The organism is Rothia sp. SCPM-O-B-18226 (M350), from assembly GCF_058213595.1.
On the sequence record NZ_JBYQJS010000001.1, the window covers coordinates 853,381 to 868,226 of the forward strand.

Genomic DNA, 14,846 nt, shown 5'->3' on the forward strand with positions numbered 1-14,846 from the left:
GCCCCCACACGCACATCATTCCTAATCCAGACCTTGATTCAGACCTGAGAGGCCACCATGGGCGTAGCTGATACTACCGCTTCCACCTCGTACACCGCGCAGGCCGTACCGAACGCGCAGGCCGAAACCTCCTGGCTGCCGCTGACCGCCAACGCGCGCGGCATCTATTTTGCCGCCGCGATTGACCCGACGAACCCCTGCTACAACACCGCGGAGGTTCTGCAATGCCCCGCAGACACCGACCTCGCTCTGCTGCGTGAGGCTTTTGAACAGCTCTACCGCGAGAACGAGGGCTTCCGCGTGCGCACCCGCATTGCCGATGGTGCCGCCTCCCAGCAGATTCTGCCGCTTGAGGTGTTCCTTGCGGGTATTGACCTGCTCGTGGATGGAGGCGAACTGGAGGAGGGCGAGCTGGACGGGGGCGAACTGGAGGAGGGCGAGCTGAACGGCACCGCAGAGGCGGGGGAGGAGAACGCCTCTGACCTGCCTGACTCAGCCCTGCCTGACTCTGATTTGCCCGCGCCGGTGCGCGCCTGGGCACAGCGCCTGCTCGCCCAGCCCCTTACCACCGATGAGGGCGTGACCGTGCGCAGCGCCGTGGCGCGTTACGGCGGGTTCCTCTGGGTGTACCATTCCTTCTCCCACGTGGTCGCCGATGGCTTCGCCGCGTTCAACGGCCTCTCCCGCGTCGCCGCGATATACCGCGCCCTGTCCGCCGGTCAGCCGGTTCCGGCAACCCGCCGCATGAGTCTGCAGCAGCTGCTCGACGCCGACGATGCCGCCTCCACCGCCCGTGACGAAGACGTCGCCTTCTGGGAGGCGAGCGGCGCCCTGGAGCAGGAAGACACCTCCCTGGCGGGTCGTACCGCATCCCCGTCGGCGCAGTCTGTGCGCCTGGCGTTCAGCATTGATGTGCCCACCCAGCAGGCTCTGCTGGATGCGGCAAAGCAGCACGCCGTCTCCTGGCCCGTGCTGGCGACCGCCGCTGTCGGCTCGTACCTGGCGCGTGTGGGCGGCTACCCGCAGGCTTCGTTCGGCGTGCCGCAGATGAACCGCATGTTCGCCCGCACCCTGCCGGAGGCGACCCGCGCCCTGGGTACGGCGAGCGCGCAGACCGGCTGTACCGCGGTGAATGTGTTGCCGGTGCAGGTTGCGGCGACCGGCCCCATCACGGAATCCCTGCACTCGGTGAAGGAGCAGTACGCCCGCAACGCTGAGCATCCGCTGGCTCGTCAGGAAGACCTCGAGCGTACCGCGCGTAATGCCCAGTCCAGGCTGTTTGGTGCGCAGATTAACGTGGTGCCCTTTGACGCGGTGCTGCCGCTGGCGGCGCCCTCGAAGGACGAGTCCGGATCCGCGGTACCGACCGCGCGTATTCACAATATCTCTGCCGGTCCCGTTGCTGACGCGACCTTCACCCTGCGCGGCATGCCCGGCCGCGGCAACAGCATCTCCTGCGAGATTGACATGAACCCGGCGCTCTACACCGCTGAGGAGCTGGAACGTCACGCCGCCCGCCTGCGCGAGTGGCTACCCGCCTACGCTGCGGAGGCACAGCGCGAGGACGCTTCCCTGAATAACCTTGGTTTGGCGACCGAGGCGGAGCTTGCGACCCTGTGCGAGCTGACCGCCCCGGTGCTGACCGAGCACCCGATGGAGTACAAGACCCTGCTGGATCGTTTCCGTGACGCGGTGGCAGCGCATCCGCAGGCGCTCGCCGTGCTGGATTCTGCCCCCGTGCCCGGTGAGGTGCTCACCCCCGAGTCGGATCGCGCCTACGCTTTTGACCGCGCCCTCACCTACGCCGAGCTGGACGAGCGCGCCCGTGCGCTTGCCGCGCAGCTGCTGGACTGGGGCGTTCGCCCTTCCGATGCGGTGGGTCTGCGTGTGCACCGCGGCGCCGAGCAGTACGTGGCGCTGTACGCCCTGCTGTACGCTGGCGCCACCTACGTGCCGGTGCTTCCGGATCTGCCCGCCGAGCGTGTGGGCGTGATGATGGAGGACGCCGAATGTTCCCTGCTGCTGCACGGCCCCGGTCTGCAGCCCCTGAGCGCGGAAGAGCTGAACCCGCAGGAGCCGCAGCGTCACGCGAACCTGCCGCAGCATACTCTGCCCCTACTGAGCGCCGAGGAACCCAACGGGGAACACTCCTCAGCACCCGCCGCTGAGGAGCTTCCGGGCACGAAAACCGGCCTGGACGAGGACGCTTACGTGCTCTTCACCTCCGGCTCCACGGGCAGGCCTAAGGGCGTTGCCATCAGCCACCGCGCGATTGATAACCGCCTGCGCTGGCAGCAGCACCAGATTCCGGTGGGGGAGGGCGACCGCGTTCTACACAAGACCCCCATCTCCTTTGACGTGCACGTGTGGGAGCTGTACTGGCCTCTCGCCGAGGGTGCCGCCGTGGTCATTGCCGCCCCGGAGGGTCACCGCGACCCCGCCTACCTGGCGCGCGTGATTGCCGAGCAGTCCGTCACGGCGGTGCACTTTGTGCCGACCATGCTTTCGGCGCTGACCTCTTCGCCGGCGGCGCGCCGCATCCTGGCTGATGCCGGCTTCGGTCAGGATCGAGAGCAGCCCCTGCGCTACGTGGTCTGCTCGGGTGAGGCGCTGCAGAAGGACCAGGTGCAGGCTGCGGGCGAGGTTCTGGGCGTGTACCCGCTGAACCTGTACGGCCCGACCGAGGCGGCGGTGGACGTGACCTTCTGGGAGACTTCCACCGACCCGCAGCGCGAGAGCGTGCCCATTGGCGAGCCGGTCTGGAACACCGGCACCCTGATTCTTGACCCGACCGGCCACCCCGTGCCGGTGGGTGTGACGGGCGAACTGCACCTGTCGGGTGTGCAGCTGGCGCGCGGCTACAAGAACAACCCGCAGGCGACCGCGGCGGCTTTCGTGGAGCAGGCTCCTGCCGGTGCGCTCGCGCTGCTGAACGGTGAGAGTCAGCGCCTGTACCGTACGGGCGATTTGGCGTGCTGGGAGATTCTTCCCGATGGTCGCGCCGTCATTGGCTACCGTGGCCGCACGGATTATCAGATTAAGGTGCGCGGTCAGCGCCTGGAGCTGGGCGATATTGAGATGGCTCTTGCCGCGGTTGAGGGCGTGAGCGCTTCGGTGGCTCTGCTGTACCGCGGCCTGCGTGAGCCTGCCCTGGCGGCGGTGCTGGAGGTCGGCGACGTGCCCGCTGAGCGTGCCGAGCAGCTGGTGGAGGCGGCGCGTGAGCATTGTGCGCAGGTTCTGCCGGACTACATGGTGCCGACCCTGTGGCATACCCTGCCTGCTCTGCCGGTGAGCCCCTCCGGTAAGGCGGATCGCAAGCTGTTGGCGTCCCTGGACCTGACCCCGCAGACTTCTGATGCTGAGGGCCCGCACGGTCTGCTGGAGCAGCAGCTGTGCTCGATTATTGCCGGTGTGCTGGGTCGTGAGCGTTTTGGCGTGGATGAGGATTTCTTCGCCTCGGGCGGTCATTCGCTGGCGGCTCTTGAGGTGATTGCCGCGGTTGAGGAGCAGCTGGGTCTGAGCGTGAGCATCGGTGCGCTGTTTGCGCATCCGACCGTGCAGGATTTGGCGGCGTCCATTGTGGGTGAGCGTGGCGAGGGTGCGGAGTTCGCGCCGGTTCTGCCGTTGCGTGAGCATCCTGCCGCGCACGACGAGGCCCCCGCGCCGCTGTTTATCCTGCCGCCTGCGGGTGGTTTGGGCTGGTGCTATGCGGGGTACCTTTCGCATCTTCCGGCTCAGCAGGGTGTGTATGCTGTGCAGGCTGAGGCGTTCTCTGACCCGCAGGCTGGGTTTGCGTCGAGCCTGCAGGAGTTGGCTGAGGGCTACCTGAAGCTGATTGAGAAGACCCTGGCGGAGCGTTCGTTGCCGCGTCGTTTTGCGTTGATGGGCTGGTCTGTGGGCGGTACTGCCGCGGTGCAGGTGGCGGCTTTGGCGCAGGCTGCGGGTGCGCAGGTTGAGCGTGTCATCCTGTTGGATGCGTATCCTTCGGAGCAGTGGCAGGGTGTTCCGGCGCCGGATGAGCAGGAGAGCTTCCGTGCGCTGTTGCGTATGGGCGGTTTGCCGGAGCCTGCCGCTGGTGAGCAGCTTGATTTGCCGGGTACCCTGGAGCGTTTGCAGCGGGCTGGTTCGGCGATGGGTTACCTGCCGGAGGAGAAGTTGGGCGTGTGCTTGGGTAGTATGCGTGCTTCGGCGGCGTTGATGCGTGGTGCTGAGCAGGCGTTCTTTGATGGTGATGTGTTGCTGGTGGGTGTGCCGCATGAGGATCAGCCGTATTTGGATGCGGAGGGTTGGTCGGCGCATGCGTCGTCGTTCCGTGCGGTGCTGCTGGAGGGCACGCACCCTGACCTGGTGAATCCGGCGCGTCTGGCGGAGGTGACCGGCCACTTCGCCGGCTAAACTCGCCAACGCCCACAAGTAACTGAATTAGCCCGGAGGTAATAGATGCTACCTCCGGGCTACATCGGTTAAAACATGCATTCGTGTTACTCTCATAAAGAGTATCCTTTGAGTGATTTTAGTCACGTAAAATATTTGTGCAAAAAATTGTCAGTACGCAAATGGTGTAAAATACCAAATTTTACAGCCCTTATTATACATGTACTCTTAAATTTTGTGACACGTGCCTCACTCATTGCTTGAAAAGACTCCTTGGTGAGTGCTAGATTGAAGCCACCTCTTAAATATGATTCCGATTACATGGATAGGGATTGTATCTAAGAGAACGACTCGGTATACACCAAGCCGTAGAATGTATTTCACTCACGCAGAAGGATATCCTTCTCAAAACACTAGGAGTTTACGATGAAGCTCTACAAGGCTCTTGCAACCGCGATGGTTGCAACGGCAGCTACCATGGCAGCGATGCCCGCCGGTAACGCCGCAGTCTTTTACGACTGGCGTAACTATAACGAGGCAGGCGGTATTTACGATACCCACGGCGACCGGTACGTGTCTCACCTGCGTGATATGAATGATCGCGTATCTTCCATCCGAAGCTATGGCGAACATTACGTCGCTTTTCAGGATGAGGACTATCAGGGATTCTCATTCGATATCAATTATCGCGACTTCAACAGCCTCGAAGGTTTCTATGAAGGTCGAAATTGGTGGAACGGAGACTGGAACGATAAGATCACTTCCCTTCGCCGAAATGACTAATTTCCCCGCATAAATGGTTGGGCGGCATAATATGACATAAGTATTATGCCGCCCAATCGCAAAAAATAATCCCCTTGTTGTTCTTGAAAGGAAAAATCATGAACCTCAAGAAATTCTTTCAGCCCGCAATGGCTTTAACGTTTGCATTCACGCTAGCCTGCACATCCTGTTCTACAGGCCCGCAACTAGAACGTGATGAAACGGCCCAAGCAACTCTAGACTATAAAAACAACCGAATCATTACTCCACTCGAAGAATACAATGACATTTTCGATGAAAATTCCCAGTATTACGGTCGAGCCTTGGAAATTCTCAGGCAGCGCTGTTTCGCAAAGCACGGCCAGTCCTATGAAATATATATCCCGGATGTAGAAGATAGGAAATTCGTTTCATCCGGTCGCGAGTTTGGTCGCTGGAACCCCGAATACTCCGCCAAATATGGAAGCTACAAGCGACCCGGGAATGCACCATCATCGGGGGGATATGACACAAAAATCATGGAACAGTGCATGCCTGAAATCTTAGCCACGTTGAAAGAGATTGCGGGCATCAGCCTCGAAGAGCAAAGTGGCCTCACAGAAGCCTATCGTCGAATCCACGGTGAATCCTATGCAGCTGCCATGAATCATCCTGAATGGAAAAAATACCGTGAAGCATGGTGGAAATGCCTATCGGATAAAGGTCTAACGCCACGAAAAGGCGACCAAGAATGGGGTACAAAAGAACTATCAAATATAGCCCGCAGTGACGGTGTTAGTAATTCCCCAGCATCGGAAGAAGAAATTCGACTCAGCGTCATCGAAGCACAATGCAGTAAAGATACAGGAATGGCTCAAGGTCTTGCTAATCTTGTAGCTTCGTATCAAAAACCGCTCATCCGGGATAATGAAACAAAACTAGAAGAACAGCGAAAGCAGCTATCAGAAGTTTATCTCCGATATAAAGAGTGGGTTCTCAAAAACCAATAAATAGAATGTCCCCGATTGATGAATCATCAATCGGGGACATTTATATTTATTAATTACTCTACAGATAGAGCGGGCTAATTGGCGAAGTGGCCGGTCACCTCCGCCAGCTACCCCCTATAACTGATGTAGCCCGGAGGTAATAGTCGTTACCTGCGGGCTACATCGGTTAAAACATGCAGTTGAGTTAAAACACGAATGCCCCCGGTTGATGAATCATCAACCGGGGGCATCGTTTAGCGTCTAACGCAGAACCGGGGTTCTACCGCTAAATGCTTAGTGCTGCTCCAGCTCGGAGTTAGCGTTCACGTTCAGCAGGTCGTACTTAGCGAATGCCTTCGCGGGAACGTCTGCTGCAACCTCGCCGCGCTTTGCCAGCATCTGCAGGGTGCGGACAACAACCGACTCTGCATCGATGTGGAAGAAGCGACGTGCACCCGGGCGGGTGTCTGCGAAGCCGAAGCCGTCAGCACCCAGGGTTGCGAAGTCGTTCGGAACGAACTGGCGGATCTGGTCGGGAACATCCGAAGCGAAGTCGGTGGTCGCGACGATCGGGCCAGCAGCGCCAGCCAGCTTCTGGGTCACGTAAGGAACGCGAGCGGGCTGGTTCGGGTTCAGCAGAGCCTCTTCCTCAGCGGCAACGCCGTCGCGGCGCAGCTCGGTCCACGAGGTGACAGACCAGAGGTCTGCGGAGACGCCCCAGTCCTCAGCCAGCAGCTTCTGAGCCTTCTCAGCCCACGGAACAGCAACGCCGGATGCCAGCAGCTGTGCCTTGGGGCCGGAGGTCAGCGGGGACTCGCTGATCTTGTGGATACCCTTGATGATGCCCTCAACGTCAACGTTTGCCGGCTCAGCAGGCTGGTGAATCGGCTCGTTGTACACGGTCAGGTAGTACATGACGTTGTGGTCTTCGTCCTTGGTACCGTACATCTGCTCGATACCGCGCTCCACGATGTGAGCAATCTCGTAGCCGTAAGCCGGGTCGTAGATCTTGAAGGCCGGGTTGGTGGAGGCCAGAATCGGGGAGTGGCCGTCGTTGTGCTGCAGACCCTCACCGGACAGGGTGGTACGACCAGCGGTTGCACCGATGACGAAGCCGCGGCACATCTGGTCGGCAGCAGCCCAGAAGCCGTCGCCGGTGCGCTGGAAGCCGAACATCGAGTAGAAGATGTAAATCGGGATCATCGGCTCGCCGTGGGTGTCGTAGGACGAACCCAGAGCGATGAATGCAGCGGTTGCGCCTGCCTCGTTAATACCCACGTGAACGATCTGGCCCTCGGGGGACTCGGTGTAGGTGAGCATGAGCTGGTGGTCAACGGGCACGTAGTTCTGGCCGTTGGGGTTGTACAGCTTAGCCGAGGGGAAGAAGGAGTCCATACCGAAGGTACGTGCCTCATCGGGGGTGATGGGGGCGATACGGTGACCGAAGCCCTTCACGCGCATGAGGTCCTTCATCAGGCGGACGAACGCCATGGTGGTAGCAGCAGTCTGCTTGCCGGAGCCCTTCTTGGTCTGTGCGTAGACCTTGGAATCGGGCAGGGTAATCTCGGGCTGGACGTTCGGACGACCGGGGATGTAGCCGCCGAGTTCCTTACGGCGTGCCTGCATGTACTGCAGTGCCGGGTGGTTTGCCTCGGGCAGGTAGTACGGCGGGTTGTACAGATCCTTCTCCAGCTCCTCGTCGGAGATGGGGATGTTCAGGTGGTCACGGAAGCCCTTCAGTGCTTCCATGGTGAACTTCTTGATCTGGTGGGTGGAGTTACGTGCCTCGAAGTAGGGGCCAAGCTCTGCACCCTTAATGGACTGTGCCAGGATGACGGTGGGCTTGCCCTTGGTCTCCATAGCTTCCTTGTAGGCTGCGTAGAGCTTCTTGTCGTCGTGGCCGCCCAGGCGCAGGTTGAAGATCTGCTCGTCGGTCAGGTCTGCAACCAGTTCCTTGGTTTCGGGGTACTTGCCGAAGAAGTGCTCGCGGATGTAGCCACCGTCTTCGCCACGGAAGGTCTGGTAGTCACCGTCGAGGGTCTCGTTCATCAGCTGGATGAGCTTGCCGCTCTTGTCCTTCTTGAGCAGCTCGTCGTAGTCGGAGCCCCACAGGACCTTGATGACGTGCCAGCCTGCGCCGCGGAAGAATGCCTCGAGCTCCTGAACGATCTTGCCATTACCGCGAACGGGGCCGTCCAGACGCTGCAGGTTGCAGTTGACGACGAAGGTCAGGTTGTCCAGGTGCTCGTTTGCAGCCAGCTGCAGTGCACCACGCGACTCGGGCTCGTCCATCTCGCCGTCGCCCAGGAATGCCCAGACGTGCTGCTCGGAGGTGTCCTTGATCTTGTGGTTGTGCAGGTACTTGTTGAAGGATGCCTGGTGGATAGCGTTCAGGGGGCCCAGACCCATGGAAACGGTCGGGAACTGCCAGAACTCGGGCATGCAACGGGGGTGCGGGTACGAAGGAATACCGTTTGCGCCCTTGGTCTTCTCCTGGCGGAAGCCGTCCATCTGCTCTTCGGTCAGGACGCCCTCAACGAATGCGCGGGAGTAGACACCGGGGGAGGAGTGGCCCTGGAAGAAGACCTGGTCGCCGCCACCGGGGTGGTTACGGCCGCGGAAGAAGTGGTTCTGGCCCATTTCGTAGAGGTCAGCGACACCCGCGAAGGTGGAGATGTGACCGCCCACGCCGATGCCCTTCTTCTGGGCACGCTGCACCATGATTGCTGCGTTCCAACGGATCCATGCGCGGTACTGGCGCTCGAGTTCCTCATCGCCGGGGTACTCGGGCTGCTGATCAACGGGAATGGTGTTGATGTAGTCGGTCTTGACTAGAGTCGGGATCTTAACACCCTTCTCGCCAGCTTCCTTGAGCAGTGCGCGGAGGATGTACTCTGCGCGCTCGGTGCCGTGGGTCTTGATCAGGTCTTCGAGGGATTCAGCCCACTCCTGGGTCTCTTCGACGTCGATGTCCTTCAGGCCATCGAGAAGGGTGCTCAGGGAGTGCTCGTTCGGTACGTTAGCCAAACTAATCCAACCTCTCTTCTGTGCGGTTGTTCAGATGGTTCATGACGCGATTCTGCGTCGTTTGAATCATCTCTATGTTTAAGCGCGGCAGACCGTTAGACCTGCTACGCTTCTTTCTCTACTATCTTAGACCTAAAAATGGCCTTCATGGCATCAAAATGATGTTTTTGTGATGTTGGTTTCGCACTCTGGGCATCATTGAGGAAAACGGGGCTCAAAAGAGGGGGTGTTAGGGTCTAAGTGAACCTATATATCAAGGGAAAACGGGTGACATGGAATTGCCGCGAAGTACCGCTTTTTACCGGGATTTTGGTTGGGGTGAAGGTGTTGTGTTCCGTGGGGTTGTGTGGGGTTGGGTAGGCCGCAATGAATCCTGGTTCGCGAGCCGGTCAAAAGCGGTGGGATGTATAACACATGTAGATGGTTTGCGTACCCAGAAGTCGGTCTGTATAGTATTACCTTGTGTTCGGCTGACATTCGTTCAGCAGGAACTATGGGTCTTTAGCTCAGCTGGTAGAGCGCCACGTTTACACCGTGGATGTCATCGGTTCGATCCCGGTAGGACCCACCGCTAACCCCGGTACCGCACGGTACCGGGGTTTTGTTTACCCTCAGCGGTTTACCCACCCGGGCCGTATTCCCCCGCGCGTATCCCGATGCGTGCCCCGGTGCATTTCTCCAAGAGTGAGAAGAACAACCCATCAGGGCTTAAAAGTACACTCTACCTGTATATAGCCTGTCCTCAACGCGTATCCTTATATACATGACTGAAAACAAGAAGGCACAGATTGGTGTTACCGGCCTTGCTGTCATGGGTGCAAACCTCGCCCGCAACCTGGCACGCAACGGCTACACCGTGGCACTGCACAACCGTTCCGCTGAGAAGACCGACGCCCTGCTCGCCGAGCACGGTGCAGAGGGCGACTTCATCCGCACCGAGTCCCTTCAGGAACTCGTCGACTCCCTCGAATCTCCCCGCCGCATCCTAATCATGGTGAAGGCGGGCGCACCCGTCGACTCCGTGATTGAGCAGCTCACCCCCCTGCTGGACGAGGGTGACATCATCATCGACGGCGGCAACTCCCACTTCCCCGACACTATCCGCCGCGAGCGCGCACTGGCCGAGAAGGGCCTGCACTTCGTGGGCGTCGGCGTGTCCGGCGGTGAGGAAGGCGCCCTCTGGGGCCCCTCCATGATGCCCGGCGGCTCCGCCGAGTCCTACAAGCACATCGGCCCCATGCTCGAGAAGATTGCCGCTAAGGCTCCCCAGGACGGCGCACCCTGCTGCGCATGGATCTCCACCGACGGCTCCGGCCACTTCGTGAAGATGGTCCACAACGGCATCGAGTACGCCGACATGCAGGTGATTGGCGAGGCCTACGACCTGCTACGTTCCGTGGCCGGCATTGAACCCGCCGAGCAGGCAGAGATTTTCAAGGCCTGGAACAAGACCGAGCTGAACTCCTACCTGATCGAAATCACCTCCGAGGTGCTCGCACAGGTGGATGCCAAGACCGGCAAGCCTCTGGTCGACGTAATCGTTGACGCCGCCGGCCAGAAGGGTACCGGCCTGTGGACCGCTAAGGCCGGCCTGGACCTCGGTTCCCCCGTCTCCGCCATCGCAGAGTCCGTTTTCGCCCGCGCCCTGTCCTCCGTCGATCGTGAGCAGCGCGAGCAGGCTCAGCGCGAGCTGTCCGCCGGCCTGATTGCCACCACCGGTGTGGGCGCCGGCGACCCCGAGTTCGTTGAGGACGTGCGCCGCGCACTCTTCGCATCCAAGCTCGTGGCCTACGCACAGGGTATGGACCTGCTCACCCGCGCAGGCAAGGAGTACGGCTGGGACCTGAAGCTGGACACCATCGCATCGCTGTGGCGCGCCGGCTGCATCATCCGCGCCGAGCTGCTGGGCGACATCATGGCCGCCTACGCTGACGAGGCCCCCGCGAACATGCTTCTGGCACCCGCCTTCAAGAACCTCATGGAGGAGCTCGTTCCTTCCTGGCGTCGCGTGGTGGCTAAGGCAACCGCACTGGGCATCCCCGTGCCGGTGTTCGCTTCCGCCCTGTCCTACTACGACGGCCTGCGCCGCCACCGCCTGCCCGCCGCCCTGATTCAGGGCCAGCGCGACTTCTTCGGTGCGCACACCTACGGTCGTATCGACGAAGAGGGCGCCTTCCACACCATGTGGAGCGGTGACCGTTCCGAGGTGAACGCAGCGGATATCCACGTTCACTAAGCTCCCGTAGCTGACCGCGAAAGGCCCGCCCCGGCCGGATTTCACATCCGGTCGGGGCGGGCCTTTGCTATGTCTTCTTGATGTCTCGGCTATGCGCCGTTGTTCACGGCGCCGAAGAGCACCGCAGGGAGCCTCTCAACGCGCCGCTACGGGCGCAGAAAGCGGGGAGGAGCTCTAAATCCACATCGCCGGGTCGATGTACGCCACGGCGTCCACCAGGGGCTTCTTCTTCTCGGGGGTGCGCGGGCGGTGCTTCGCGGGAATACCGGTAATAATCGAATCGGCCGGGTGATCGTTGACGACCACGGCGTTCGCACCAATCGCGCTATCGGAGCCGATCTCCACCGGCCCCAGCACCTTCGCGCCGGCGCCAATGGTCACGCGGTCACCAATCGTGGGGTGACGCTTCACCTTTTCGAGGGAACGGCCGCCCAGGGTTACGCCGTGGTAGAGCATCACGTCGTCGCCAATCTCGGCGGTCTCACCAATCACGATACCCATGCCGTGATCGATGAAGAAGCGGCGGCCAATCGTGGCGCCCGGGTGAATCTCCACACCGGTCAGAAAACGGGCGAACTGCGAGAGCGTACGCGCCAGCGACTTCGTCTCTTCCTTCTGCCAGAGCTTATGCGTGAGGCGGTGCGCCCAGATGGCGTGCATGCCCGAATAGTTCAGAGCGATCTCGACAGCGCCACGGGCAGCGGGGTCGTGCTGGCGGACGTTCTCAATATCTTCACGCAGGCGCGCAATAAAACTCATGGGGTTCCCTTTCCCTCAACGGTCGTGCTCTGTGTGTGCGACCTTTCCAAAGGTACCAACAACGGTGCTCATTCACCTATTCCCGAACTCTGTCGTCGTCATAGTGAGCGCTCTCTTTAACATCTCGGTCACAATTACGTGCGGAACGTAATATTCGGGCTCGGGCGGGCCCTAAGCGGGGGAGCATCGCGGGGGAACGCAAACGCTCCGCCCCGGCATGCAACCGGGACGGAGCGTCGAACACCGCGTACTGTTCTAGACGGCGGCCCCACGGGGGCCGAAGACCGGGGTCTACTAGCCGCGGATGTCCTCGTAGAGGGCGGTGGAGATGTAACGCTCACCGAAGTCGGGAACGATAGCCACGATCAGCTTGTCCTTGTTCTCGGACTTCTTGGCCTCTTCCAGAGCTGCCCAGACGGCCGCGCCGGAGGAGATGCCGCCCAGGATACCTTCCTGGGTGGCCAGCTGGCGGGAGGTGCGCATAGCGTCCTCAGCGCTGACGGCGGTCACGGAGTCGTAGATGCCGCGATCGAGGGTCTCGGGAACGAAGTTAGCGCCCAGGCCCTGAATCTTGTGGGGGCCAACGCGACCCTCGGAGAGCAGCGGGGAGTCCTTGGGCTCCACGGCGACAACCTTAATGTTGGGGTTCTGCTCCTTCAGGTACTTACCCGAACCGGAGATGGTGCCGCCGGTACCGATGCCGGCCACGAAAATGTCGACCTTGCCGTCGGTTGCTTCCCAAATCTCGGGGCCGGTGGTCTTGTAGTGAATGGCGGGGTTAGCCTCGTTGGAGAACTGCGAAGCCAGGATAGCGTTCTCGGTGTTGGCAACGATTTCCTTAGCCTTCTCCACGGCGCCGCGCATACCCTCGGTACCGGGGGTCAGCACGATCTGCGCACCGTATGCGCGCAGCAGGACGCGGCGCTCAGCGGACATGGTCTCGGGCATGGTCAGGATGACGCGGTAGCCACGAGCCGCACCGACCATGGCCAGGGCGATACCGGTGTTACCGGAGGTGCCCTCGACGATGGTGCCGCCGGGCTTCAGAGCGCCGGACTCCTCGGCGGCGTCGATGATGGCGCGGCCGATACGGTCCTTGACGGAACCTGCGGGGTTGTAGAACTCGAGCTTGACGGCGACGTTACCGGGCAGGCCCTCGTCCAGACGGTTCAGGCGGACCAGGGGAGTCTCGCCGATAGCCTCGACGATGCTGTTGACAATCTTTGCCATGGAGGTGCTCCTTCTGAGCATGGGGGAGGGGACTACCGGAATAGCTGGGCCTCCCCAGTGAATAATTTGGGTACGTGGACACTCTACTACTCGGCGGCGGCAGGTTTAAACCTGCGGTCACAGTTCGTAACATGACTTTTCGTGACCGGGAAGCCTGCACGAGCGCGCATCAACGGGGTGCCCCGGCGGTGCCTCCACGTCGGATCCCTCGAGGCTTCCGCCGGATGCATCGCCTCAACCTATGCCGTGACCGGAACCTCGGCGGGTACCTTGAGTGGGCAAAAAGAAAAGCACCGCGCCTCACCTTTGTCCTAAAGGCTCTCCCTCACGGAGAATGCGCGGTGCTTTCTTGAAACATTATGTAGCCCAAAAAGACAACCTCTGTATATAAGAGTAGTGGTGAACCCCGTTCACCGCAAGTCTAGGCGGGCCATTTTATTGCTACTGGATGAAAAAATATTTGCGGCTCGCGTTACGTCTCCTGTTACGGAGGGCGCAAACCTCTCACATACACTCCGCGGACGGCCCAAAAAGCGCATCCGCGGAGCGCCCCCGGAACGAACCTTCGAGTGAACGACCGGTCCGAGAGCGAGGACAAACGCGAGGGCAAACCGACTAGTTGATGTCCATGTGGAGGTCCCACTTATTGTTCAGGTAGCGGCCCACGGCCTCACCGAACATCTTCACGTGACGCTTATCAGCCGCCACGGTCTGCTCCTTGCCGTCCTTGAACAGCTTCTCACCCAGATCCACGTTCAGGGTCACGGTCCAGTTGTACGCACCCTGAGCCAGAACCGGCTGTTTGGTTTCAATGGTCAGGGTAGCGGTCGGGTTCACGTACCAGGTCTTCTTCGCATCAATACCGGACTTGGTGGAATCTGCGTACTTCTTCATCGCGGCCAGGGTCTCCTGGTCGGTACTGACCTCGTTCATGTAGTGCATATCGCCGGTGCGCAGCAGGTACTCAAACGCCGCACCAAAGTAAGCCAGCGCCGAGGCAAAACCGGCCACCGAATTTTGGTGCATGGTCTCCGGCACGACCGGGGAGGGAACATTCTGCGGCGGGTGCTCAGCGTTACCCGGCTGGTACTCACCGTGGTCTTCCATCTTCTCCAGCTTTGCTACACCGCGGTAGTCCTTATCGTCGTTGGGTAGCGGCGAGTTCGTTGCGGTCGCCGATGCGCTCGCCGAGGGCGAAGCGGAAGCGCTCGGAGAGGCAGTCTCGGAGGCACTAGCCGAAGCAGTCGTCTCGGAGGTAGCGGAGGGGGAATCAGAGGGGGATGCGGAGGCCTCGGAGGAAGCCTTCGAACCGCAGGCCGCCAGTAGCGCCATGGAGCTGACGCCCAGCACACCCAGCGCCGCGCGGCGGGTCAGAATCTCAGACATAGTGATACCTTTCAAACATTCGGTGATTGCAACCAGTTTAACCGCAAACGCGCCTCAATACAGAGTCCGGACCGGCCCGAAGACGCGGCCGCGTGAGAAGTATC

At 60.6% G+C, this 14,846-nt stretch carries 8 protein-coding genes and 1 tRNA gene; 5 read left to right on the plus strand and 4 right to left on the minus strand.

From position 1 onward, the window contains the following. Nucleotides 1-57 precede the first annotated feature (57 nt). From AC3E6W_RS03605 to AC3E6W_RS03615, 3 genes are all read left to right on the plus strand, one after another. Nucleotides 58-4,395, plus strand: coding sequence for an amino acid adenylation domain-containing protein (locus AC3E6W_RS03605; protein WP_490652339.1), 4,338 nt, complete (start codon nt 58-60; stop codon nt 4,393-4,395). A gap of 405 nt (nt 4,396-4,800) precedes the next feature. Further along, nucleotides 4,801-5,157, plus strand: coding sequence for a beta/gamma crystallin family protein (locus AC3E6W_RS03610; RefSeq protein WP_049362976.1), 357 nt, complete (start codon nt 4,801-4,803; stop codon nt 5,155-5,157). A 98-nt stretch (nt 5,158-5,255) separates the two neighbouring features. Further along, the gene (locus AC3E6W_RS03615) at nt 5,256-6,125 is read left to right on the plus strand and encodes a hypothetical protein (protein WP_279740236.1); all 870 of its coding nucleotides are present in this window, start codon (nt 5,256-5,258) and stop codon (nt 6,123-6,125) included. A 273-nt stretch (nt 6,126-6,398) separates the two neighbouring features. On the opposite strand, the gene aceE is transcribed toward AC3E6W_RS03615, so the two are convergent. Continuing rightward, nucleotides 6,399-9,131 carry a pyruvate dehydrogenase (acetyl-transferring), homodimeric type gene (aceE, locus tag AC3E6W_RS03620; RefSeq protein ID WP_490652340.1) on the minus strand — a complete coding sequence of 911 codons (2,733 nt, stop codon included), beginning with the start codon at nt 9,129-9,131 and terminating at the stop codon, nt 6,399-6,401. 495 nt (nt 9,132-9,626) lie between these two features. Between aceE and AC3E6W_RS03625 the strand changes: the two genes are divergently transcribed. After that, nucleotides 9,627-9,699 (plus strand) — tRNA-Val (locus AC3E6W_RS03625). A 195-nt stretch (nt 9,700-9,894) separates the two neighbouring features. Next, nucleotides 9,895-11,367: an NADP-dependent phosphogluconate dehydrogenase gene (gnd, locus tag AC3E6W_RS03630; RefSeq protein ID WP_049333176.1), complete on the plus strand. Its 1,473-nt coding sequence runs from the start codon at nt 9,895-9,897 to the stop codon at nt 11,365-11,367. Nucleotides 11,368-11,541: 174 nt separating this feature from the next. Here the strand turns inward: gnd and epsC are convergent, their stop codons facing one another. The 3 genes from epsC to AC3E6W_RS03645 all read right to left on the minus strand — a co-directional run bounded on the left by epsC (nt 11,542) and on the right by AC3E6W_RS03645 (nt 14,742). Further along, nucleotides 11,542-12,126, minus strand: coding sequence for a serine O-acetyltransferase EpsC (gene epsC, locus AC3E6W_RS03635; protein WP_314870299.1), 585 nt, complete (start codon nt 12,124-12,126; stop codon nt 11,542-11,544). Between the two features lie 294 nt (nt 12,127-12,420). Continuing rightward, entirely contained in the window at nt 12,421-13,356 is a 936-nt protein-coding gene (gene cysK, locus AC3E6W_RS03640; protein WP_049343414.1) for a cysteine synthase A, read from the minus strand. 615 nt (nt 13,357-13,971) lie between these two features. Beyond that, nucleotides 13,972-14,742 (minus strand): DUF6318 family protein, encoded by a 771-nt coding sequence (locus AC3E6W_RS03645; RefSeq protein ID WP_070483929.1) that lies wholly within the window; start codon nt 14,740-14,742, stop codon nt 13,972-13,974. Nucleotides 14,743-14,846: the final 104 nt, after the last annotated feature.

Coding starts and splice junctions, on each gene's coding strand:
- AC3E6W_RS03605 (WP_490652339.1), top strand. CDS start 58: ATGGGCGTAGCTGATACTACCGCTTCCACCTCGTACACCGCGCAGGCC.
- AC3E6W_RS03610 (WP_049362976.1), top strand. CDS start 4,801: ATGAAGCTCTACAAGGCTCTTGCAACCGCGATGGTTGCAACGGCAGCT.
- AC3E6W_RS03615 (WP_279740236.1), top strand. CDS start 5,256: ATGAACCTCAAGAAATTCTTTCAGCCCGCAATGGCTTTAACGTTTGCA.
- gnd (WP_049333176.1), top strand. CDS start 9,895: ATGACTGAAAACAAGAAGGCACAGATTGGTGTTACCGGCCTTGCTGTC.
- epsC (WP_314870299.1), bottom strand. CDS start 12,126: ATGAGTTTTATTGCGCGCCTGCGTGAAGATATTGAGAACGTCCGCCAG.
- cysK (WP_049343414.1), bottom strand. CDS start 13,356: ATGGCAAAGATTGTCAACAGCATCGTCGAGGCTATCGGCGAGACTCCC.
- AC3E6W_RS03645 (WP_070483929.1), bottom strand. CDS start 14,742: ATGTCTGAGATTCTGACCCGCCGCGCGGCGCTGGGTGTGCTGGGCGTC.